Origin of the sequence: Sphaerochaeta associata, assembly GCF_022869165.1 — a bacterium.
GTDB classification, from domain to species: Bacteria; Spirochaetota; Spirochaetia; order Sphaerochaetales; family Sphaerochaetaceae; genus Sphaerochaeta; species Sphaerochaeta associata.
On sequence record NZ_CP094929.1, the window covers coordinates 2480215 to 2501149 of the forward strand.

A 20935-nucleotide genomic window follows, 5' to 3' on the forward strand; every position below is an offset into this window, starting at 1 on the left:
AGAAAGAAGGCGGGCCTACACCCCCTTCTCCTCCCCATTGATTTTCATTGCAAGCGGTTTTACCGCAAAGTATCCCTCATCGTCTGAGTGTAGCATAAAAGTACCCTCGACACGAACAGGGGTGCTCACTCTTCTTCCCTGTACCGTCACATCGGCAACCACGGTGATCTCGGGAATTTTCCCGCTGGTCACCACACCCGCCATCAAACCGGCAAGACTTGCACCTTCTCCCCACTGGGTTACCATCGCTCCCTTGAGTACGGCATGACCGACCTCCCACCCATGAACCGTCAGATACTGGATTGCGATATCGTTGAGAGGACCGCGGGCTGTATTGAGCAGGCTTGCGAAGAAGGAGGGGTTTGGTTGGCGGGTCGTCATGAATACAGGTAGATAGGTACCGATATCCGAGTTCTGAAACGTCAAAAGATTGGGAAGCGACTCATCGGAGCGAAAGTGCAACATGGCGCCCGGCAGTTCCAAGGATGGGGAGTTCAAAAAGGCTGCCACCGCGCAGATAGCAGAATCGGTGATGGCTGCAATAGCCACGGTAACATCATTTGCTGTAGGGGCTTTCGCTCCCAACGGCATCATAAGGCTTACTACAATGAGAATCAGTACTGCTGCTTTCATGACTACCCTTTCTTGTATCATATGCTACGGATACAAAGAGAACAACCATAGGAGAGAAAAAAGACAGAGTGGGGCGAATGTGGTACAATCAGGGCATGAGTTACCATCCGAAACAAACAACCATCTTCTGGTATGACTTGGAGACCTTCGGCCTGGACAGCAGGTACGACCGAATCGCCCAGTTCGCAGGCCAACGCACCGACTTGGATCTCAATCCCATCGGTGAGCCCATCGTCCTGTACTGCAAACTCAGTGACGACTATCTTCCCGATCCTCTCTCCTGCACCATAACCGGGATCACCCCCCAGGAGGTGAACAAGAAGGGAATGTGCGAGAACGACCTGATCGAGCGCATCAATGCAGAGTTTTCCAAGCCCAATACCGTGGTGGCCGGCTTCAACACCATCCGTTTTGACGATGAATTCATCCGCAACGCCCTCTACCGCAATTTCCTTGACCCATACAAACGTGAGTGGGAAAACAACTGCAGCCGCTGGGATATCATCGACTTGGTAAGGGCGGCTTACGACCTCAGGCCTGATGGAATCAGCTGGCCTCCCCGCAAGGAGGAGACAGGCAACCCCACCTTCCGCCTGGTCGCCTTGACAGAGGCCAACAATATCGAGCAGATCGGCGCCCATGATGCGCTGGTAGATGTAAGGGCCACCATTGCAATCGCCAAGCTCATCAAGGAGAAACAGCCCAAGTTGTATGAGTACTATTTCGCCCTTCGCAACAAGACCCAGGTCAAGAAAATCGTGCAAACGCCCTTTGGCGAGCCGGTACTCTACACAGCTGCCTTCTTCAGCAAGAACGAGGGGTGTTCGCGCCTGATTACAGCAATCACCCATATGAAGAGCAATGCCAACGCCATCATCTGTTTCGACTTGAGCAAGGATGTGGCCCCGCTTCTGAACGCTACAGAAGAGACGCTGCTGAAGACCGAAGGGGTGTTCACCCTTTCAATCAACAAGTGCCCGTTCGTTTCGCCGTTGAGTGTACTGACAGACCAGCTGGCGATAAAGCTGGGAATAGACAAGGAGCTTGCCCTTTTCAGGCACAAGCAGATCAGCAGCCACACAAAGCTGTTGATGACCGCACGCAATGTCGTGGACACGTATGAGGGTGTGGATGATGTTGACTTCCAGCTCTATGACCGTTTCTTCGGGGATGCCGATCAGAAACGGTTCAATCTCATCCGCCAAGCCCAGCCCAAGGAGAAACTCTCACTGCATCTCGACTTTGAGGACGGCCGGGTCGCACCTCTGCTATTCAGGCATGTGGCACGCAATTGGAGTGAGGTGCTGAATGACGAGCAGAAACGCAAGTGGAGAAGCTTCTGTGCAAATCGCACTCTCAACCCACCGGGCACCATCAAGATGAATTGGAACTTCTTCAAGAGAAAAATAGATGAAAAATTGGCAAGTACGGAAATCTCAGCCGAGGAGAAACGCGTACTTGCCGATTTGAAAGCCTATGGAGAGGAACTGGAGAAGAGAATCTTCGGTTAGAGCAGTTTCATCTCTTTTGCAACCGATACGAAAGCATCGACGGCTGTCTCGATATCCTGTTGGGTATGGACAGCCGACAGCTGCACCCTGATCCTGGCTCTTCCCTGGGGGACGACCGGATAACAGAATCCAATGACATAAATTCCCCGTTCAAGCAGGGCGTCTGCCATCGCAACCGCCTTGTTCTCATCGTACACCATGACCGGAACGATGGCGGTCTCGCCCTTGACCAGATCGAAGCCCGCCGCCTCCATGAGAGAGCGGAAACGTTTGGCATTGCGCATCGTCAGGTCCTTGTAGGGGTTGTCCTGCTCAAGGATATCCAGAACCTTCAGCGTCCCTCCGCAGATGGCCGGCGCCAGGGTGTTGGAAAAGAGATACGGCCGGGCACGCTGGCGATAGAGGTCGATCAAAAGCTGGTTGCCGGAGATGCAACCACCGCTGGCCCCGCCGCACGCCTTGCCGAAGGTTGTTGTAATCAAATCAACCTGCCCTTCCACACCACAAAGTTCCACCGTTCCACGTCCTGTTGGACCCAGATACCCGGTTGCATGCGAGTCATCCACCATTACAAGGGCATCAAAGTCCTTTGCCAGTGCACAAATCTCGGCAAGCTTGGCAACATCTCCGTCCATGGAAAACACCCCGTCGGTTGCAATGAGGCGACGACGACAATGCCGGCTCTGCTGCAAACACTCTTTCAGGTCATTCATGTCGCTGTGCTTGTACCGAAACCTTTCGGCCTTGCAGAGCCTGATGCCGTCGATGATCGAGGCATGGTTCAACTCATCGCTGATGACGGCATCCCCTTCTCCCAGCAGAGGCTCGAACAATGCTCCGTTGGCATCGAAGCAGGAGGAGAAGAGAATCGTGTCATCGGTTCTTAAAAAGGTGCTGATGCGTTTTTCCAACTGTTTGTGCAACGCCTGCGTACCGCAGATGAACCGCACCGATGAGAGACCGTAGCCCCATCTGTCCATCGCATCCTTGGCCGCTTGGATCACTTCCTTGTTGTCGGAGAGACCAAGATAGTTGTTGGCACAAAAGTTCAGCACCTTCTTTCCCGCCACTTCGATGCTCCGGCTCTGGGAACTGGTCAGCACCCGTTCCTTCTTGAGCAACCCACGCTGTTCCTGCTCTGCTAAAAACGCCTGCAACTGCTGTCGCACTGTTTCGTTCATTCCCCCCTCCTTTGGATGGTAGTCAGCATGTCCGCTGTCATGGCTGCAAGGTCGAAACGGGGTTTCCAGTCCCATTCAACCCGGGCAGCATAATCTTCGAGGCTGTCCGGCCAGGAGTCGGCGATGGCCTGCTTGACCGGATCGATATCATAACTGATGGTGAAATCAGGAATATGGGTACGGATATAGGCAGCCTGCTCTTCAGGACAGAAGCTCATGGCGGCAATATTGAACGCGTTGCGGTGGCGCAGTCTGGCCGGGTTGGCCTCCATGATCTGGATGGCAGCCTGCACGGCATCCGGCATGTAGATCATATCGAGGTATGTGTCGCCGCGAAGGAAACAGGTATAGTGATGACTCTTCACCGCCTCGTAGTAAATTTCTACGGCATAGTCGGTGGTACCACCGCCCGGAGGAGTCATGTTGCTGATAACCCCGGGAAAACGGATGCCACGGGTATCGACATCGAACTTATGGTAATAATAGTCACACAGCAGCTCACCGGCGACCTTGGTCACCCCGTAGATCGAGGTGGGGCGCTGAATGGTATCCTGGGGCGTGTATTGCTTGGGTGTGGTCGGACCGAAGGCTCCGATTGAAGAAGGAGTGAAGACAGCACAACCATTGGCTTTGGCAACCTCCAAGGAAGCTATCAACCCACCCATATTCAGGTTCCAGGCATTCAAGGGATCTTTCTCCGCCCTTGCAGAAAGGACGGCAGCCAAATGATAGATGGTGTCGATGTTGTGCTTTTTCACGATTGCATCCACACTCTGTCCGTCACGGGCGTCAACAAGGTAGAAGGGTCCGCCTTCCACCAAAGGCTTGTTGACATCATTACGGATATCGGTCAGTACGACATGATCGTCACCGTATCGTTTGCGACACTCCAAAGCTATTTCCGAGCCCAATTGGCCCAACGAACCGATGATCAGGATGTTCTTCATGGCGACCTCCACAGAGCGCTTTTCTTGACAAGGATGACAACCCGGCTTACAATGAACATGTTCATTATAATAAACTCAATTCACTATGTCAAACTTTTTACCCAGCAGGAGCAGTCAGATGGAAAACCCTCCGATGATCGGCAAAAACATCCAGCGGATACGAAACAGCCGCAAGCTTACCCTCAATGTTCTCTCCGAACGTTCCGGTGTCTCAAAAGCCATGCTCAGCCAAATTGAGTCCGACAAGGTTAATCCTACTGTAGCCACCGTCTGGAAGATAGCCCGAGGCCTGAATGTGGAGCTCAACGACCTGCTCGATACCGACGTTCAGCCCAAGCGGGTGTTCAGCATCAACCCCGCCGGTGATGATGCCCCGAAAATGGAAACCCACGACAATGGCGTCTCCATCCGCATTCTCAGCCCCTTGAACATGGTCGAGGAGCTGGAGATGTACCTGCTCACCTTCGAGGCTCACAGCAAACTCGCAAGCGAGCCCCACTACCCTGGGACCCAGGAGTTCCTGACCGTAGTAAAAGGTGCGGTGAAAGTCCAGGTTGGAGAGAATGTCGCCGAAATCAAGAAAGGTGATTTCTTGGTCTATCACTGCGACATCGAACACTCCATCACCAATGAGAACAACCAGCCGGCAATCGTTCATATGGTAGTGCGCTTCACAGTCGACAAACGATAACCTTCCATATACTTTGACACACCCCTTTCTCTGCGGTATAAGGAGAAGAAGAGGAAGGGTTGCGCATATGGTTAAGAAAGGCATCATGGTCTCCTATGGGATGGGCAAGTTCATCGCCGAGTTTCTCACCGGGGCGTTTGGATCCATTGTATTCATGTTCTACGAGACCGAAGTCGGCTTGGCAGGTGCCTACGCCGCCCTGGCTACGGTGATTTATTCTGTCTGGAATGCCGTCAACGACCCCATCATCGGGTATGTCACCAACAAGACAGCGCCATTGGCCAAGAAATTCGGCCGGCGTTTTGTCTGGATAATGGGTGGGTTGGTGCTTTGCAGCCTCGCTTTCATCTTGATTTTCTCGGTTCCCACAACATGGGATACAAAAAAACAGCCGCTTCCCGTCTTCTTGTGGATGGTTTTCACCATCTGTCTCTACGACGGCTTGTATTCGCTGTGGGAAGTCAACTACCAGAGCCTGTACCCTGACAAGTTCCGAACCGATCGGGAGCGGACGACAACGGCTGCCATCGGAACGGGCATCGGAGTGCTCGGCATTGCCGGCGGGTTCATCATCCCCCCGCTCTTCTTCTCCTACGGTGTGAGGGCAAGCTATCAGGTCTGCGCCATCGTCATTGCGGCGATCAGCATTGTGTGCACTTTCGCCTTGAGCTTCGGCGTTTCCGAGACCAAGCAGATGATCGAACGATTCTCGGACCAGCACACGAAAAGCACGCCTCCCTTTTTCAGCCAGATGCGCAGGGCACTGAAAAACAGAAACCTGCTCGCCTTCGTCATCCTCCTGTTCTTCTATCAGAGCGGATGCATGCTGATGACCGCCAGCATCAACTATGTCGTCAAGTATGTATTAGGCGGCAAGAGCACCCAAGCCACTCCGATATTCGCCGGAATGTTGGTCGGCACCCTGCTTTCCATCCTTTTGTGGACACGTATCGCCAAGAAGGTCAAGAACAACCAGCGCATGCTAATCCTCTCGAGCTTCGCCCTGGCCCTCTTCGCCCTGCCCCTCACATTCCTCCCGAATACACTCTCATTCATCGTTGGGATGACACTTTGGGGACTGGGTTTCGGCGGTTTCTGGACCTTCATGAGTCCGGCCATGGCCGATGTAATTGATAGCCTGGTTGTCGATCAAAAGCGTCGTGATGATGGGGTTGTTCTCGGTATAAGAGCATTTTTCATGCGTTTCAGTTATGCAAGCCAGGCTATCGTATTCTTTGTAGTTCACAAGCTCACCGGCTTCGACGACCAGGTTATCACCCAGTCGGCAAAGTGGGGAATACGGTTGCATATGGGCCTCATTCCCGCCCTGTTTTTCCTTGCAGGAGGATTGCTCTTTCTGAGAATGAACCGTCTTGATTCCACACAGGTAGGGAAAAATCGTCTCGCCCTCTCCCAACTGGATATCTAGCAACGCTATGCAAAGAGCCGGCGGTTTTGTATACTTTGCTTTTAGGAGAGATGAATGCTGAAGAAACTGCCCGAGTATGAGAAACAGCTCGCAGATATAGACGAAAAACTGAGCCGTCCTGAAACCATGCAGGACATGAAACTCTTTAAAAGCCTGAACCAGGAGCGGTCGCATCTTGCCCCCATCATCGACCAATTGAGGTTGATGCATTCGCTGAACACCCAGATCAGTGAAGCCCATCAGCTCATGAAGGAAGAGACCGACCAGGAGATGCTTGAAATGACCCGTGAAGAGCTTCACGAGCTTGAGAAAGAACTTGCCTTGTGCGAGCAGAAAACCAAAGTACTGCTCATCCCCCCCGATCCCTTGGAAGGCAAGGATATCATCATGGAAATCCGGGCCGGTACCGGTGGCGAGGAAGCTGCCCTGTTTGCAGCAAACCTGTACCGAATGTATTCGCACTACGCGGATGAGAAGGGATGGAAAATGGAAATACTTTCCTCCAATGAAACCGGTATCGGTGGCTACAAGGAGCTGGTTATTTCCATCAGTGGAAAGGATGTCTACGGTTCGCTTCGTTGGGAAAGCGGTGTTCACCGTGTCCAGCGTGTTCCGGAGACCGAAAGCGGAGGGAGAATCCACACCAGCGCCGTCACTGTAGCCGTGCTTCCGGAAGCAGAAGAGACCGATATTGAAATTCGCCAGGAAGATCTGAAAATCGACGTCATGCGCGCAGGAGGCCCGGGCGGGCAGTGCGTCAACACCACCGACAGTGCGGTGCGCCTCACTCACCTTCCCACCGGGTTGGTGGTCATCTGCCAGGACGAAAAGAGCCAGATCAAGAACCGCGCGAAAGCACTCAGGGTGCTGCGCTCACGCCTCTACGACTTGGAAGAGGAAAAAAAGAACCGTGAACGGGCGGAAGCCAGAAAGAGCCAGGTGGGCAGCGGCGACCGCAGTGAACGCATCAGAACCTACAACTTCCCCCAAAACCGGCTTACCGACCATCGCATCAATCTGACGTTGTACAAGCTGGAACTCATCATGGCAGGCCAGCTTGACGAGGTGGTTGAAGCACTGAAAATCGCCGCCGGCGAGGCAGCCCTGAAGGACGGTTGAGCCTGTGACGACCATCCAAGCCTGGAAAGTGGAAACCGCCGCCTTGCTCAAGGAGGCGGGTCTTGCTTCCACGGCCGACCTGGATGCTCGGCTTCTGCTGCAGATGGCAACCGGGTATGACCAAGCCAAACAAATTTTATTATATGACCGGGTCCTCACCGATGCACAGCTGCACAAGCTCTCCTCGATTCGAGAAGACCGCCTACGCCATAAGCCGATGGCCTACATTCTTGGTTGCAAGGAGTTCTACGGCCGCAATTTCCTCGTTGATGAAAGGACTCTCATACCCCGACCGGATACCGAGACCCTCATAGAGGCTGTCATCGCCTTTTCCAAAGGAAAACAGCAGCCACCCAGCATCATCGACCTCTGTTGCGGCAGCGGATGCATCGGCATAACACTGGCACTCGAGCTGGACGCCAACGTAACGCTCAGCGACCTCAGTGAAGATGCCCTATCGCTAGCAAGAGAGAACGCAAAGCGGCTCCTGTCCAAGCCTGTGACGTTTTTACAGGGCGATCTACTCTCCCCTACCGACAAAATCTATGATATCATCGTCAGCAACCCACCTTACCTCACAGCCGCTTGGTGCGACGAAGTCTCAAACGAAGTAAGGTGGGAGCCGAGACTTGCTTTGGAAGGCTTCAGTGAGGACGGGCTCGGGCTCATCAGGAAACTAGTCAAGGAGAGTGGCAACCACCTGTGCTGTGGTGGAGCTTTATTTTTAGAGTGCGATTATCGGCAGGCGAAGGATGTGGCAGAACTTCTTTCTTCCCACCGATTCACCGATGTCTGCATAGAACGTGACTTATCGGACCGCGACAGAGTCGTATGGGGGGTGCTTGCGTGTACGAACAGCTGATCGAGCGATTCATCCAGAAAGCATTCAAGTATCCCAAGACCGACCAGGAAAAATTCTTGGCTGCAGCCACGTTCGCCGCGAGCAAGCACGAGAACCAAAAACGAGCCAGCGGGGAACCCTACATCATCCACCCTCTTGCGGTAGGAGAAATTCTGATCCAGTTGAAGATGGATGCCGATACCATCTGTGCAGGACTTCTGCATGATACCCTTGAGGATACCGCCACCACCTACGAGGAGCTCAAAGAGCTCTTCGGCCAGGCTGTGGCCGATATGGTCGAAGGCGAGACCAAGATTGCGAATCTGAAAACGATGAACAAAAGCTTGGCCGAGGCTGAGACCATCCGCAAGATGTTCTTCGCCATGAGCAAGGATATCCGGGTCATCATCATAAAACTCGCAGACAAGCTGCACAACATGCGTACGCTGCAGCACCTCAAGGCCGAGCGCGCCCGTGAGATCGCGGGAGACACCCTCGACATTTTCGCCCCGCTTGCCGACAGGCTCGGTATCTCCTGGCTCAAGGACGAGCTGGAGGATTTAAGCCTGAAGATTCTCAAGCCTGACACCTTCAACTACATACAAGAGTATCTTCTCTCAAAAAAGAGCGAGCAGAAAGCGTACCTGAGCAGAATCGACAAGTCCATCTACCGGGCTTGCGGTGATGCAAACCTAAGTGACATCATTGTAACGAGCAGGGCCAAGCACACCTACTCGATCTACATGAAGATGAAAAAGCGCAAGAAGGAGATCGATGAGATTTTCGATATCCTTGGAGTACGCATCCTGTGCAATACCGTTACCGAGTGCTATACGATCCTGGGTGTTGTACACCGCTTGTGGCCTCCCATTGAAGGGCGCTTCAAGGACTATATCGCCATGCCCAAGGCGAACAATTACCAGAGCCTCCATACCACCGTCATGGCCTTGGACGGCAAGCTGCTGGAAATCCAGATCAGGACCAAGGAAATGCACTTCACCGCCGAGTACGGCGTTGCCGCCCACTGGTCCTATAAAGCTGATTCGGGAAGCGACACCGGTTCCTGGTCGAAAATGGACAATGAGCAGTTCTCCAAGATCATCAGCAAGCTCAAGACCTGGTCGAACGAGATCGAGACCAGTGAATCATATATGGATGACATCAAGGGAGAGCTCCTGAAGGACACCATTTATGTGTTCACCCCCCAAGGTCACATCGTTGAGCTCGCAGCCAACGCAACAGCCTTGGATTTTGCCTACCAAATCCATACTGAAGTGGGCAATCACACCACAGGGGCAAAAGCCGACGGATCGATCATCCCACTGAACGCTCCCTTGAAGAACACCCAAGTCATTGAGATTCTCACCAGTCCCAACGCAAGGCCCCATTTACAATGGCTGCGTTACGCACAGACCAACAGCGCGAGGAAAAAAATCAAGGCTTGGCTGAACAAGTATGACGAGAACATCCTCATCGACAAGGACATCATTGCCAAACGCAAGGTGACCGAACCGCCGGTCAAGCTTGAACAGCAGCCATCCACCTCCGCACCCGTCGTTGATGATGAGAACATTGTTCGGCATGTAGTCGACGCCAAACGAATGAAATTCCGCGTCGGTGATGAGAAGAATATGATGATTCACATTGCACAGTGCTGCACTCCGGTGCGCGGCGATGACATTGTGGGGTACATCAGCAGAGGAAGGGGCATCATCGTCCACAAGCGGGATTGTCCCAACCTCAAGAATATGAGTGAGATCGTAGACCGCTCCATCGAGGTAGAGTGGGAGACCGAGTTCCCCAAGCTCACCAAACGGTTCAGTGTCACCAGCAAGCGCACCTATGACTTGTTCGGTGAGATCGAGGGAGCTCTACGCAAATTCAAGGGCCATCTCATCGAAGGCCGTCTCTTCGACGATGAGGAAGGCAAGTTGATGGGAACGTTCACCATGGAAGTCGAGCGGGAGGAGGATTTCAAGAAAATCATCAAGAACCTCAAGACAATCCCTTCCATCAACACCATCGCAGAGATTAAATAGCCGCTACTCTTCCAGAACACGAAGAATCTCAGGCAGCAGCTGCTTCTTGCGCGACAGCACCCCGCTGAGCAGGAATTTCCCTTCGCTCTCTTTCTTGTAGGCAAGCTTGCGCTCTGCAATCGGCATGCTTGTCATCAACAGGACGCTGTTCTCCCGTACGACATCGGTTATCAGGAACATCGCCCAGTCGAGATTGTGCTCAATCTTCACTTTCTGCAGCTCAGCAAGGTAGGAAGCCTTGTAATCATCCACATCGCTGAGGGTGGTGACTTCACACTGCCCTATGCCGAAGCTCACACCCAATTCCTTGTATTGCTTGAAGTCGGATTCCAGCATCCTGCGTGGATTCTCCTTGGCCAGCGAAGCGCCGCTGGCAAACATGGTTTGACCGAAGGCAACCATGTCGGCAACCTGTGCGAGGGCCAGCAGATCCTGTACGGCAGTGTAATCCTCAAAGGTGGTGGTAGGACTCTTGAGCATGATGGTGTCGCTGATAATACCGCTGAGCAACACCTTCGCCAGCTGTGCGGTGATCGGGATGCTGTTGCGGATGAAAAGCTTGTAGATGATGGTACAGGTCGAACCGAGGGGTTCACAGCAGATGAAGATGGGATTGCGGGTCTTTGCCGCTCCGAGGCGGTGGTGGTCGACGATCTCCACCACCTCGGCTTCCTCAAGACCTTCCACACCCTGCTCGGTCTCATTGTGGTCCACCATGATGAGCTTGGTCTTGGGCTTGTGCAGGAAACAACGGCGTGTCACAAACCCTGTATAGGTCTCTCCTTCAAAAACAGGGAGGCCGCGGAATTCGCTTTCGGCCAGGATATCCCTGGCCTCCTCAAACAGCGTATCAGCCTGGAGGCTTGGCGGATCCTGCACCATAAGCTGGACGACAGGAACGCTCAAGCGCAGCAGGCGCAGCGTTTCGGCGGTATCCAATGCGCTTACAAACACCGTACCCCGATAAGAATCCCAATCGACATTGCTGGTAATTTCATGTTCAATCCCTGTCAGGATGATAGCCGGGATCTGCAATTCAATAGCTTTCTTGATATGGTCTTCCCTGTCTCCGACTACCAGAATTGGAGCTTGACCCTCGAGAGCCTCCATATGCCTGCAAAATACCACATAGCGCATCGCCCCGACCATGATGGGGGCGGTAAAGCTCTTTCGTTCGCCCTTTTTCAAAAAGGAGCCTTTGAGCACCTTGGGGAAGTTATCCACCACAAAGTGATAAAGAGGACGCTTTCCGCTGTTCTCTTTGAGAATGAAGCTGCTTACTTCATCGACGCTGAGCAGGCCTCGATAGTGTTCGCCTTCCATGACAGGAACTACGGAAGATCGGCTGGAAGTGCCGTAGAAAGAGACCAGGGTATACACAGGGTCGTCGACCTGCACCACCGAATCAGCTTTTCGTATGACACTGCTCACCTTGGTTCTCACATCCTTGATAAAGGGAGGAGGCACAACCCCAAGCCGCTCAAACTGTGCCTTGGTGGCATCGTTGAGGCTGCCGCAACGAACAGGAAGATAGGTATTGTTCGGATCGATCTTATTCTTTAGATAGGCATAGCTATAGGCGGCACAGATGCTGTCCATATCAGGATTCCGGTGTCCACTTACATAAATCTCAGCCACTTCACACTCCTGTCGATGCCATATTTTATCCTAGTTGCACAAGTCTTACAACTCAAACCATGCTAGTCAGAAACCGCTAAATGGAGTACCATCAAAAGACCGGAGGATAACGAATATGCCAAGTGTAGTACTCGCCAATGATCATGGGGCTGTTGACCTAGCAGTCATATTTGCAGATTACCTGAAGAAAATCGGCTATGAGGTCAATCATCTCGGGGTCAAGACCAACGACTCGGTCGATTATCCTGATATGGCAAAAGCAGCCTGCGATGAGTATAAGAAGGGTGGTTATGAGTTCGGCATCCTTTTATGCGGAACGGGAATCGGCATCTCCATCAGCGCCAACAAAATTGACGGAATTCGATGCGCCCTCCCGCAAAACAGCTATGCCGCCGCCATGGCTCGCAGGCACAACAATGCCAACTTCATTGCCTTCGGAGGGAGAATCAACTACAGTGAAGATCCCGTGGAAATGCTCGACGCTTTCATCGAAGCTGCATTTGAAGGGGATCGTCACCAGCGGAGAGTCGATAAGATAATGGCACTCGAACAGAGCTGCTAACGGTAGTCCTTGTACGACCCCACCACGTAGAAATCGAACTTCAACAGATCGAAAAGCACGCCTACTTGTTTTGTTTGCAGGTTATACGCAAGCGTGACGGCGAGGAGTCTTTCACGCTTGCCGGTCACCGGACTGCCTACGGTTATCGGAGTAAGCGAAACCAACAGGTGAGTGAGTGTCGTTCTCCCATCGATTGTATACGGCGATATCATCGCCCCGACTCCAATCAGGGTATTGATGCCCACTCCGGCCGTCTGTCCTCCGGAGGAACGCTGACCGAGCAACGCCCTCTGGACGAGGAAAGAAACAGAAGTGGTATCGACGAAGGTTGGAACCAACTGGGTGTTGGCTTGCACGTCCAGCTCCCAGACATCGGTCAATCCAATGGCCGCCCCCCAAGCCAGTTTCAATCGGCTCGGATCGAGATTCCTCTCTCCCAGATGAGCATTGGTGCCGATTGTGATGCCCACATCGAAATATCCGGCAAATACAGGAAGAGCCAACACTATCATCATGCTTAGCAGCAGTACTTTCTTTCGCATACGAACCTACTTGAAAAAATATGTGAATCGAATGATATTGAAGCCCCAGCTGTCAATCTCACCTTTTTCCATGTCTATAAAAAAATAGGGGCTGAGCACCTCATACCAAAAGTCTTTCTGGATCAACTTGAACGGACTTGCTTCGAGGGCAAGCAGAGACATATTCCTCTTTGGGTTGAACGAATAGGAAACACCTACCATCGGGGCATAGGCGATGACATTGTGTGCAAGAAAATTGAAGGGATGACGTGTCGTTCGAATGAGATCAACTCCAAAACCTATCTGTAGATACGGGACTCTATAGACACCGCCTTGATCGGTTCCCAACGAAGTCCTGGCAATGACCGAAGGATTTGCAAATGCAAGATTCCAAGGCTTGTAAACCAATGAAAACTCGACACCGCTGGAGGTCAGCTGAGGCTGTGCCTCGACAGTCTGTCCATAATAGCCCAACCCGTAGCCTATACTGCGTGCAGAGAGTGAACCGATCAAGACCAATCCAACCACCATGAATGCAAGAAGACGTTTCATACTCAACCTCCAATAAACCCGAAGGCAAAACGTGGATAGCTGGCAAACGTCCGCCAGGACTCGGCCATCTCATCGGTGATGGGGACTGTACTCGAGTACAGTTCATCAAAATGCGCCTCAACCTGCTTGGCGAGCTCGGGGCTGTCGATCACCAGTGCAGTCTCATAGGCAAGATTGAAGGAACGATAGTTGATGTTGGTCGAACCGATCACCACATACCGGTCATCGATGATCATAAGCTTTTCATGCAGAAGGCTTCGACTCTCTTCGCTCTCCTTTTCAATTCGCAGATCGATACGCATGGTCAACAGGTCCTTGGCCATGTACTCGATTCCCTTTCGGTTGCTCACCCGCTTATCGAAGGGGACGATCATTTGAATGTTCACTCCCTTCTCCCGGGCCCGCCGGAAGGACTCGATCATATGCTTGTCCATAAAAGGCAGGAAGGGCAGCACCTTGATCTCGTGCCGGGCCTCGTTGATCAGCGAGCCGAATAGCTGGCTCATCTTCTTAGACTTCGGGTGTTGGTCCAGATAGAAGGCGTCGTAGGCTTTCAAGCCGTCGGCGGCCTGTAAATCCACAGCAAAATCATCCCGTTCTATGGTCTCCCAGCTCTGCTCGTTCCACCATTCGACGAAGTGATCGAGCATGGTTGCTGCCAAGGAGGGAGAGTAAAACTCATACATGCTGTCTCGCTGCAGGTCTTCTCCGGGAGCCCCGATGGAGATGTAGTTCAGGTTCATTCCGCCTACCGCAAGATGCTTACCGTCTATGATCAGGAACTTGCGATGGTCGCGGTACATGAGATTGATACCGCTGACCAGACGGGCCGCACTCATAGGGTTGTACTCAAGAAGGTGCACCCCGCTGTCCCTCAGATATGTAAGTGGTATCAGGTGATACCGGGTTTCGGTCATGTCAAACGGACCGATGCCGTCCACCACAAAGTAGACACGCACTCCGCTTTGGGCCTTACGGACCAAAGCGGTATACAAGCCTTCCAGTTCCTCGGAACTGGAAGCCAGGAAGGCTGACGTGATCAGATAATCCTCGGCTCCCTCGATCAACTCAATCAGGCGTTCGCGCCACGCATTGCCGTCATAATAGACGGTCGGATAGGTGACCTGCACCTTGGGTATATCAAAAGAGAGGAGCTTCTCCTCCAAGGTAAGCGCTTCATCAAGCGCCAAGGGACTCAGCATGTGACTGGTGGATGAACAACTCAAGGTGAAGAACAGAAACAGCACAAGAAAAAGAACTAGACACAGACGTTTCATCATAACCTCATGCTCGGAAATATAAACGGGTGAGGGAGCAGCTCGGAAAAGGCATACACAGTATGATCACCTCCCCTTCCCTCGGCAAAATCCACATCGACAAGGTGGATTTCAGTTTCAGGTCTCGAGAACTCTGCCAGAACCTGGAGGCAATGGGCGCAAGGCGGAGCCGGAGGAGCGTCCTGGCTTACCACGACGACCATCTTGATGCCGATCGTCCCTTCGCTGGCAATGGCATTGAGAATGGCATTGCGTTCTGCGCAGATGGTCGCCCCATAGCTGGAATTCTCTACATTACAGCCGCTGTAGACCCGATTGGTTTTGGCGCTGACCACGGCGGCCCCGACCTTGTAGCCCGAATAGGGAGTGTAGGCATTTTTCCGGGCCTTAGCGGCTTGTTCGATGCAGTACTCCAGCAAGGCTTTTTCTCCCATCCTTGCCTGCCCTGCTTCTAGAACCTTATTGGCACCAAACACGGTGCGTCCGTCACTTCCTCCATAGGAGGCCAACAGAGCGTTGAAATCTTCAATGCTTGAGAAGTCTTCGAAGGCATCGAGGCTTGAGAGCACGTAATCAGCTCCGGCATCGGAAAGTTCAGTGACAGTGAACGTAGACTCGAGGGCGCACACCGAGCACCCTGCAGCCTTGCCGGCTTGTACGCCGTTGAGCGCATCCTCCACGACCAGGCACTCATCGGTGGACAGCCCCAAGGAAAGGCCTGACAGCTGGTAGATGTCCGGATTAGGCTTTGTCCTTTTCACTACATCCCCGGTGACAACCATATCAAAATCCTCGAACTTCAGCCCGATGGCCTCAAGGTTGATGGCGGCCTTCATGCGCTGTGCGCTGGTGGCAAGGGCAAGCTTGAGCCCGGCCTTACGTGCATTGGCTATGAAACGAAGCACCCCCGGCATGGGTCCGCGGTTGTTGGCAAACCGCTGGTAATAGGAGAACAAGGCCTTCTTTGCCTGTTCAAAATCGATGGAAACCCCGTACTTCTCCCCCACACCGCATAGATAGCGCTTGTCTCCGGTACCGATAAAGGGAATGAAGTCCTCAGGCTGTGCCGTAATTCCAATATCTGAAAGATACGCAAGTGCGGCCTGAAGGATGACGGGTTCCGAGTCGATGAGAACCCCATCCATATCAAATAATATTCCTTTGATCATGGTTATACCTCGCCGACAGTGTAGTGAAAACAACTGGTTGTGACAAGAAAGAGAGCAACAAGAACGGCAGCCTGTTCAGCTGCCGCTCTTGGTCCGAACCATCAATGCATGATGGTTTTTCCTCTTCCCACATCGTGTTGGCCGATGAATAGACCATTGCCCTCGATGCCAAGGTACATACCGTCTCCCATGACCAATCTACCACGCAGATAGGTCATCAAAGGTTTTCCGATCACCTGCATGCCTTCGTAGGGGGTATACCCGCTTGCCGAGTGGGTTGTCTCCTTGCTGATCGTCCATGCAAAATCGGGGTTGAAAAGCACCAGGTCGGCATCGCTGCCCACCCTGATCGCACCCTTTCGTGGATACAATCCGAAGGCCTTCGCTGGTGCCGTCGAGAGCAGGTTGACCACCTGTTGCACCCCGATTCTCCCGCTGTTTGATGCAAAGGAATAGACCAGACTCAGCAACTCTTCGGTTCCCGGAATTCCTGGGAGTATGGTTCTGCAGTCGCTTCCCGCCATTTTTTGCTCTACGGTGAACGAACAGTGATCGGTTGCAATAATCTGTATCTCACCATTGAGAACCGCTTCCTGCAGCGCCTCGTTGTCCTCGGCTCCCCGTAGAGGCGGTGTCATGATGTACAGAGCCCCGTCAGGTCCTTCAAGCTTCCCCTTATTCAGGAACAGATAGTGCGGGGTGGTCTCCACAATCACCCTCAGCCCTTTCGCCCTGAGTTCCCGGACTTTCTGCAGTCCCGCCTTGCTGGAGAGATGCACCACATACAACGGCATATCCAGCTCCAAGGCAATGGTACCCACCGTCTCAATGCCACGGGCTTCAGCCTCACTGGGTCTGAGCAGCGCATGGGCTGGTGGAGTATAGGGTCCTGCATACTCGGCATCGACTTTCTGGATGGTTGCATCGTCTTCGCAATGCACGCTTACCAAAAGGTCAAGTTTCTTGCACAAGGAGAAGACCGCTTTCAACTCTTCGCGCTTTTCAACCAAGTAGCCGACATTACGGTAGGTGGTGAACATCTTGATCACCTTCACCCCGGACTTCTTTAGGGAGGAGAGTTCTTCCTCAAGCCCGTCGCGGTAGGAGTACAAGCCTTGGTGCAGGGAAAAGTCTACGGCCATCTTCGCCTGCATGGCGTTGATGCGCTCTTTCGCGCATGAAGCAAGATCACCCTTCTTATCGTCATCGGCAAAATCAATGACAGTGGTCACTCCTCCATAGGCTGCACAACGGCTGCCTTCTTCGAAGGAGTCAGCGGTGACCGTCCCTCGGCTGACCAAGTGGAAATGGGTATGGGCATCGATGATTCCCGGCAACACACACAACCCCTCGGCGTGTATGATCTCGGTTCCCTGGGGAACCTCTTCGGCGTCAATCGATGCAGCGATACGCACTATCTTCGAATCTTCCACCAAGATGTCTGCATGCCTGGTCCATTCCGTATCAACAAGTAGTCCGTTTTGAATCAGTAGTCTCTTCATACCTAGAGAATACTCCAGGAATGAAGAGTCTGCAAAGCAAAAAGTGATGGCCTCTCAGTACCTCAGGTCAGGTTGCTTGACCGCCCTCACCTCATCGAGTCTTCCCACCACCGTGGTATGGGGAGCCGTCCTGAGGCTTTCACTGTCCGTTTTTGCACGCTCGGCGATGGCAAGCAGGGTATCGACAAATCTATCCAAGGTTTCCAGGCTTTCACTCTCGGTCGGCTCGATCATCAACGCTTCGCCGACCAAGGAGGGGAAGTACATCGTGGGAGGATGATAGCCTTCGTCGATCAAGGCCTTCGCTACATCCTGAGCGGAAACACCGTACTGCTCCTTCAAGGTTGCACAACTGAGCACGAACTCATGCATGCACCGTTTCCCGTACGGAATGGGGAAGGTGGATGCAAGTCGTGCAGCCACATAATTGGCATTGAGGACCGCATGCCTTGCAGCCGCCCTGATGCCTTCACTACCCATCCTCAGGATGTAGACATAGGCTCTCAGAAGCACCAGAAAGTTGCCCCAGAACATGCTGACCTTCCCTATGGAATCCTCGTCATCCCAGCGATAGACATAGCCGCTGTCGGTCAATTCAATATCGGGCTTGGGTAAAAACGGCCTGAGCGTATCGTTGCACATCACCGGCCCGCTGCCCGGCCCTCCTCCCCCGTGCGGAGTGGAAAAGGTTTTGTGCAGGTTAAGATGAATAACGTCAAAGCCCATATCCCCAGGAGTGGCCATGCCCATTATGGCATTCAGATTCGCTCCATCGTAGTACAAGAGGGCCCCACTTGCATGCACCATCGCCGATATCTTGAGAATGTGCTTCTCGAACAGTCCCAGGGTGTTTGGGTTGGTCAGCATCAAGGCGGCTGTTGTTTCATCAAGCTTGGAGGCGAGGTCCTCCAAATCGACCATGCCCTGCTCATCGCTGGCTATCGGAACCACATCAAAGCCATTTACCGCTGCACTCGCCGGATTCGTCCCATGAGCGCTGATGGGAATGAGAACCTTGGTGCGCTGACTCTGTCCGTTCTTGACGAAGTAGGAGCGAATCATCTTCAGGCCTGTGTACTCTCCATGAGCCCCTGCACACGGCTGAAGCGTTCCCCAGCTCATTCCTGTGATCGACGAAAGGTCCTCGATCAGGTTGTACATCACTGAGAGGCACCCCTGGGAGGTGGAAACATCCTGCAATGGATGGATTTGAGTGAATTCACTCATGCCGGCAATGTGCTCACTCAGCTTTGGGTTGTATTTCATCGTACATGAACCGAGGGGGTACATGCCGTTGTCCACCCCGTGCACCATATTGGACAGGCGGGTGAAATGCCTGACTACATCCAGTTCAGCCACCTCGGGCAGTCGGGCGCTTTTTTGACGGGAAAGACTTTCAGGCAGGGAAGGCAGGGCCTGGTCGAAGCCGCGGGGGAGGTCAAGCGGGGGGAAGCAATAGGCTTTCCTTCCTGCCTTTGACAGATCGATCAACAATGGTTCACTCATTTCATCACCCTCCGTGCAGCGGCCAGATACATCTCAAGTTCCTCACGACTGCGCTTTTCCGTCACAGCCACCAGCAGAACGAGTTCATCCTTGGCCTGGCGTGTGAGTGCAGAAAGCCTCACTCCTGCAAAAATACCTTCGTTTCGGAGCTCCTGCAGGAACTTGCGCATCCGTTTTGCATCGGAGAATACCAACGGGAACTCACACCAGAACGGCTTGTCCCAGATCAAGGTGATCCCGGGAAGCTGGGCCAGATGGTAGGCAAGATAGTGGGATTTTGCATAGCTTTGGTTGGCGGCTTCCACCATCCCACCCCATCCGAGTGAAGAGAGATGGATGGTGGTCATCAAGGCGGCAAGAGCCTGGTTGGAGCAGACATTGCTCGTAGCCCGTTCGCGTTTGATGTGTTGTTCCCTGGCCTGCAGGGTCAAGGTATAGCCCTTGCGTCCCTTGTTGTCGACGGTGGCACCGACGATTCGGCCGGGGATTTTTCTCAGCAGTGCTTCCTTGACGGCCATGTATCCGCAGGAAGGACCTCCGAAAGCCAGGGAGAGCCCCAGCGACTGGGTGTCACCGACAGCAATATCGGCATCCCATTCCGCCGGACTCTTTTGGATGGCCAGAGAAAGAGGATCGCTGGAAACGGCGAACAGGCAACCTTTTTCATGCAGGAGGGAGGCGACATCGGTGTAGTCCTCCAACAAGCCGTACCGATTCGGACTCTGGACTATCAAGCCGGCACAGGATTCGTCGAGCAAGGAGGAAAGATCGGAGAGGTCCACCACCCCATCCTTCTCTCCAACCAGACGGATCTCATGGTCTGTTCCTTTTGCCCACGTCTGCAACACCTGCAGCGTAAAGGGGTGCAAGGTCTCGGAGACCAGGACTGCGGTGGCCTTTCGCTTGGCTCCGATCATCAGCGAGGCGGCTTCTGCAGCAGCATTCGCTCCATCATAGAGGGAGGCATTGGCGACATCGAGACCGGTGATTTCACACACCATGCTCTGAAATTCGTAAATGGCTTGTAACAGACCTTGGCTCATCTCGGCCTGATACGGCGTATAGGCGGTCACAAAGGAGGGAAGCGAGGAGAGAGCTTTCACCGTCGCGGGAATAATATGATCGTAACAGCCGCAACCGAGGAACGGAATGCCCCTCACGTTACGCAAAGCTATGGAATCAATCATCCGCTGCACCTCGTCCTCGGTCCTCCCATGACTGATGGGAACGGAATCGGCGAGCAGCAGGTCTTCACCCAGCCCATCAAAGAGCTGGTCCATAGAATCAACACCGATGGCTTTCAGCATGTGCTTACGGTCCTCATCGGTATGGGGAATATAGGGGTAAACCATGGATACCTCCAAGTACATGGACAGAACAACGCCGCCGAGATCGGCGGCGGAATACTTACAGATTATAAAGAAGCGAGGTAAGCTTCGTAGGCTTTCGCATCCAACAGAGCTTCATAATCCTCTTTGCTGAACGACTGCAGAACGTAGAGGTGATGCTCATAGCAATCCTCATTGATGAGTTCGGGAGAACCATCCAGCTCTTCGTTGGCTTCGGCGACGACGCCTTCGATCGGATTGAGGATTGCAGATGCAGCCTTGACGCTTTCGACGGTCGAAATTTCCTCGCCCTTCCCATAGCGCTCCCCAAGGGGAGGCAACTCAACAAACACAATCTCTCCGAGTTCATGCTGGGCATGGTCTGTTATTCCAACATACGCCTTCTCACCCTCAAGACGGACCCATTCATGGTCCTTGCTATACCGCAATTGCTCTACAATCTTACTCATATCTGACCTCCAACCATCG

The 20935-nt window shown here is 53.1% G+C and carries 19 protein-coding genes; 7 read left to right on the forward strand and 12 right to left on the reverse strand.

Translation table 11 applies throughout. The annotated features are described in order from the left end of the window. Positions 1–15 precede the first annotated feature (15 nt). A complete protein-coding gene (locus tag MUG09_RS11505) occupies positions 16–633 on the reverse strand; it encodes a hypothetical protein (protein ID WP_244771572.1) in 618 nt (205 codons plus the stop codon). Positions 634–728: 95 nt separating this feature from the next. Here MUG09_RS11505 and sbcB point away from each other — a divergent pair, with 95 nt between their 5' ends. Further along, complete coding sequence (gene sbcB, locus MUG09_RS11510) at positions 729–2144, forward strand: exodeoxyribonuclease I (protein WP_244771573.1); 1416 nt, start codon at positions 729–731, stop codon at positions 2142–2144. Here the strand turns inward: sbcB and MUG09_RS11515 are convergent. Then, positions 2141–3325 (reverse strand): glycine C-acetyltransferase, encoded by a 1185-nt coding sequence (locus MUG09_RS11515; protein ID WP_244771574.1) that lies wholly within the window; start codon positions 3323–3325, stop codon positions 2141–2143. The genes sbcB and MUG09_RS11515 overlap by 4 nt on opposite strands. Then, a complete protein-coding gene (locus MUG09_RS11520; protein ID WP_244771575.1) occupies positions 3322–4272 on the reverse strand; it encodes an NAD-dependent epimerase/dehydratase family protein in 951 nt (316 codons plus the stop codon). The genes MUG09_RS11515 and MUG09_RS11520 overlap by 4 nt, the downstream gene beginning before the upstream one ends. A 118-nt stretch (positions 4273–4390) precedes the next feature. Here MUG09_RS11520 and MUG09_RS11525 point away from each other — a divergent pair, with 118 nt between their 5' ends. From MUG09_RS11525 to MUG09_RS11545, 5 genes are all read left to right on the forward strand, one after another. After that, positions 4391–4963 (forward strand): helix-turn-helix domain-containing protein, encoded by a 573-nt coding sequence (locus tag MUG09_RS11525; RefSeq protein ID WP_244771576.1) that lies wholly within the window; start codon positions 4391–4393, stop codon positions 4961–4963. A gap of 67 nt (positions 4964–5030) precedes the next feature. Further along, positions 5031–6392, forward strand: a complete 1362-nt coding sequence (locus MUG09_RS11530) for an MFS transporter (RefSeq protein ID WP_244771577.1) — start codon at positions 5031–5033, stop codon at positions 6390–6392. Between the two features lie 54 nt (positions 6393–6446). Further along, positions 6447–7511: a peptide chain release factor 1 gene (prfA, locus tag MUG09_RS11535; RefSeq protein WP_244771578.1), complete on the forward strand. Its 1065-nt coding sequence runs from the start codon at positions 6447–6449 to the stop codon at positions 7509–7511. 4 nt (positions 7512–7515) lie between these two features. Next, positions 7516–8373, forward strand: coding sequence for a peptide chain release factor N(5)-glutamine methyltransferase (prmC, locus tag MUG09_RS11540; protein ID WP_244771579.1), 858 nt, complete (start codon positions 7516–7518; stop codon positions 8371–8373). After that, entirely contained in the window at positions 8358–10391 is a 2034-nt protein-coding gene (locus tag MUG09_RS11545) for a RelA/SpoT family protein (RefSeq protein ID WP_244771580.1), read from the forward strand. Before prmC ends, MUG09_RS11545 begins: the two co-directional genes overlap by 16 nt. Positions 10392–10394: 3 nt before the next feature. On the opposite strand, the gene MUG09_RS11550 is transcribed toward MUG09_RS11545, so the two are convergent. Beyond that, positions 10395–12029 carry a putative manganese-dependent inorganic diphosphatase gene (locus MUG09_RS11550; RefSeq protein WP_244771581.1) on the reverse strand — a complete coding sequence of 545 codons (1635 nt, stop codon included), beginning with the start codon at positions 12027–12029 and terminating at the stop codon, positions 10395–10397. A 115-nt stretch (positions 12030–12144) separates the two neighbouring features. Here MUG09_RS11550 and MUG09_RS11555 point away from each other — a divergent pair, with 115 nt between their 5' ends. Next, positions 12145–12591 (forward strand): RpiB/LacA/LacB family sugar-phosphate isomerase, encoded by a 447-nt coding sequence (locus tag MUG09_RS11555; RefSeq protein ID WP_244771582.1) that lies wholly within the window; start codon positions 12145–12147, stop codon positions 12589–12591. Here MUG09_RS11555 and MUG09_RS11560 read toward each other — a convergent pair. The 8 genes from MUG09_RS11560 to gcvH all read right to left on the reverse strand — a co-directional run bounded on the left by MUG09_RS11560 (position 12588) and on the right by gcvH (position 20916). Further along, positions 12588–13133, reverse strand: a complete 546-nt coding sequence (locus tag MUG09_RS11560) for a hypothetical protein (protein WP_244771583.1) — start codon at positions 13131–13133, stop codon at positions 12588–12590. The genes MUG09_RS11555 and MUG09_RS11560 overlap by 4 nt on opposite strands. 6 nt (positions 13134–13139) lie before the next feature. Beyond that, positions 13140–13664 carry a hypothetical protein gene (locus MUG09_RS11565; protein ID WP_244771584.1) on the reverse strand — a complete coding sequence of 175 codons (525 nt, stop codon included), beginning with the start codon at positions 13662–13664 and terminating at the stop codon, positions 13140–13142. Between the two features lie 2 nt (positions 13665–13666). Continuing rightward, positions 13667–14941 (reverse strand): phospholipase D-like domain-containing protein, encoded by a 1275-nt coding sequence (locus tag MUG09_RS11570; RefSeq protein ID WP_244771585.1) that lies wholly within the window; start codon positions 14939–14941, stop codon positions 13667–13669. Next, the gene (gene cdd / locus MUG09_RS11575; RefSeq protein ID WP_244771586.1) at positions 14941–16110 is read right to left on the reverse strand and encodes a cytidine deaminase; all 1170 of its coding nucleotides are present in this window, start codon (positions 16108–16110) and stop codon (positions 14941–14943) included. Before cdd ends, MUG09_RS11570 begins: the two co-directional genes overlap by 1 nt. A 101-nt stretch (positions 16111–16211) precedes the next feature. Then, positions 16212–17612, reverse strand: coding sequence for a dihydropyrimidinase (gene hydA / locus MUG09_RS11580; protein WP_244771587.1), 1401 nt, complete (start codon positions 17610–17612; stop codon positions 16212–16214). A 54-nt stretch (positions 17613–17666) separates the two neighbouring features. Continuing rightward, complete coding sequence (gene gcvPB / locus MUG09_RS11585) at positions 17667–19118, reverse strand: aminomethyl-transferring glycine dehydrogenase subunit GcvPB (protein WP_244771588.1); 1452 nt, start codon at positions 19116–19118, stop codon at positions 17667–17669. After that, entirely contained in the window at positions 19115–20470 is a 1356-nt protein-coding gene (gene gcvPA, locus MUG09_RS11590) for an aminomethyl-transferring glycine dehydrogenase subunit GcvPA (RefSeq protein ID WP_244771589.1), read from the reverse strand. Before gcvPA ends, gcvPB begins: the two co-directional genes overlap by 4 nt. A gap of 62 nt (positions 20471–20532) precedes the next feature. Beyond that, positions 20533–20916, reverse strand: a complete 384-nt coding sequence (gcvH, locus tag MUG09_RS11595; protein ID WP_244771590.1) for a glycine cleavage system protein GcvH — start codon at positions 20914–20916, stop codon at positions 20533–20535. Positions 20917–20935: the final 19 nt, after the last annotated feature.

Excerpts from the sequence above, each read along its gene's own strand:
- MUG09_RS11505 (WP_244771572.1), bottom strand. The coding sequence starts at position 633 with ATGAAAGCAGCAGTACTGATTCTCATTGTAGTAAGCCTTATGATGCCG.
- sbcB (WP_244771573.1), top strand. The coding sequence starts at position 729 with ATGAGTTACCATCCGAAACAAACAACCATCTTCTGGTATGACTTGGAG.
- MUG09_RS11515 (WP_244771574.1), bottom strand. The coding sequence starts at position 3,325 with ATGAACGAAACAGTGCGACAGCAGTTGCAGGCGTTTTTAGCAGAGCAG.
- MUG09_RS11520 (WP_244771575.1), bottom strand. The coding sequence starts at position 4,272 with ATGAAGAACATCCTGATCATCGGTTCGTTGGGCCAATTGGGCTCGGAA.
- MUG09_RS11525 (WP_244771576.1), top strand. The coding sequence starts at position 4,391 with ATGGAAAACCCTCCGATGATCGGCAAAAACATCCAGCGGATACGAAAC.
- MUG09_RS11530 (WP_244771577.1), top strand. The coding sequence starts at position 5,031 with ATGGTTAAGAAAGGCATCATGGTCTCCTATGGGATGGGCAAGTTCATC.
- prfA (WP_244771578.1), top strand. The coding sequence starts at position 6,447 with ATGCTGAAGAAACTGCCCGAGTATGAGAAACAGCTCGCAGATATAGAC.
- MUG09_RS11555 (WP_244771582.1), top strand. The coding sequence starts at position 12,145 with ATGCCAAGTGTAGTACTCGCCAATGATCATGGGGCTGTTGACCTAGCA.
- MUG09_RS11560 (WP_244771583.1), bottom strand. The coding sequence starts at position 13,133 with ATGCGAAAGAAAGTACTGCTGCTAAGCATGATGATAGTGTTGGCTCTT.
- MUG09_RS11565 (WP_244771584.1), bottom strand. The coding sequence starts at position 13,664 with ATGAAACGTCTTCTTGCATTCATGGTGGTTGGATTGGTCTTGATCGGT.
- MUG09_RS11570 (WP_244771585.1), bottom strand. The coding sequence starts at position 14,941 with ATGAAACGTCTGTGTCTAGTTCTTTTTCTTGTGCTGTTTCTGTTCTTC.
- cdd (WP_244771586.1), bottom strand. The coding sequence starts at position 16,110 with ATGATCAAAGGAATATTATTTGATATGGATGGGGTTCTCATCGACTCG.
- hydA (WP_244771587.1), bottom strand. The coding sequence starts at position 17,612 with ATGAAGAGACTACTGATTCAAAACGGACTACTTGTTGATACGGAATGG.
- gcvPB (WP_244771588.1), bottom strand. The coding sequence starts at position 19,118 with ATGAGTGAACCATTGTTGATCGATCTGTCAAAGGCAGGAAGGAAAGCC.
- gcvPA (WP_244771589.1), bottom strand. The coding sequence starts at position 20,470 with ATGGTTTACCCCTATATTCCCCATACCGATGAGGACCGTAAGCACATG.
- gcvH (WP_244771590.1), bottom strand. The coding sequence starts at position 20,916 with ATGAGTAAGATTGTAGAGCAATTGCGGTATAGCAAGGACCATGAATGG.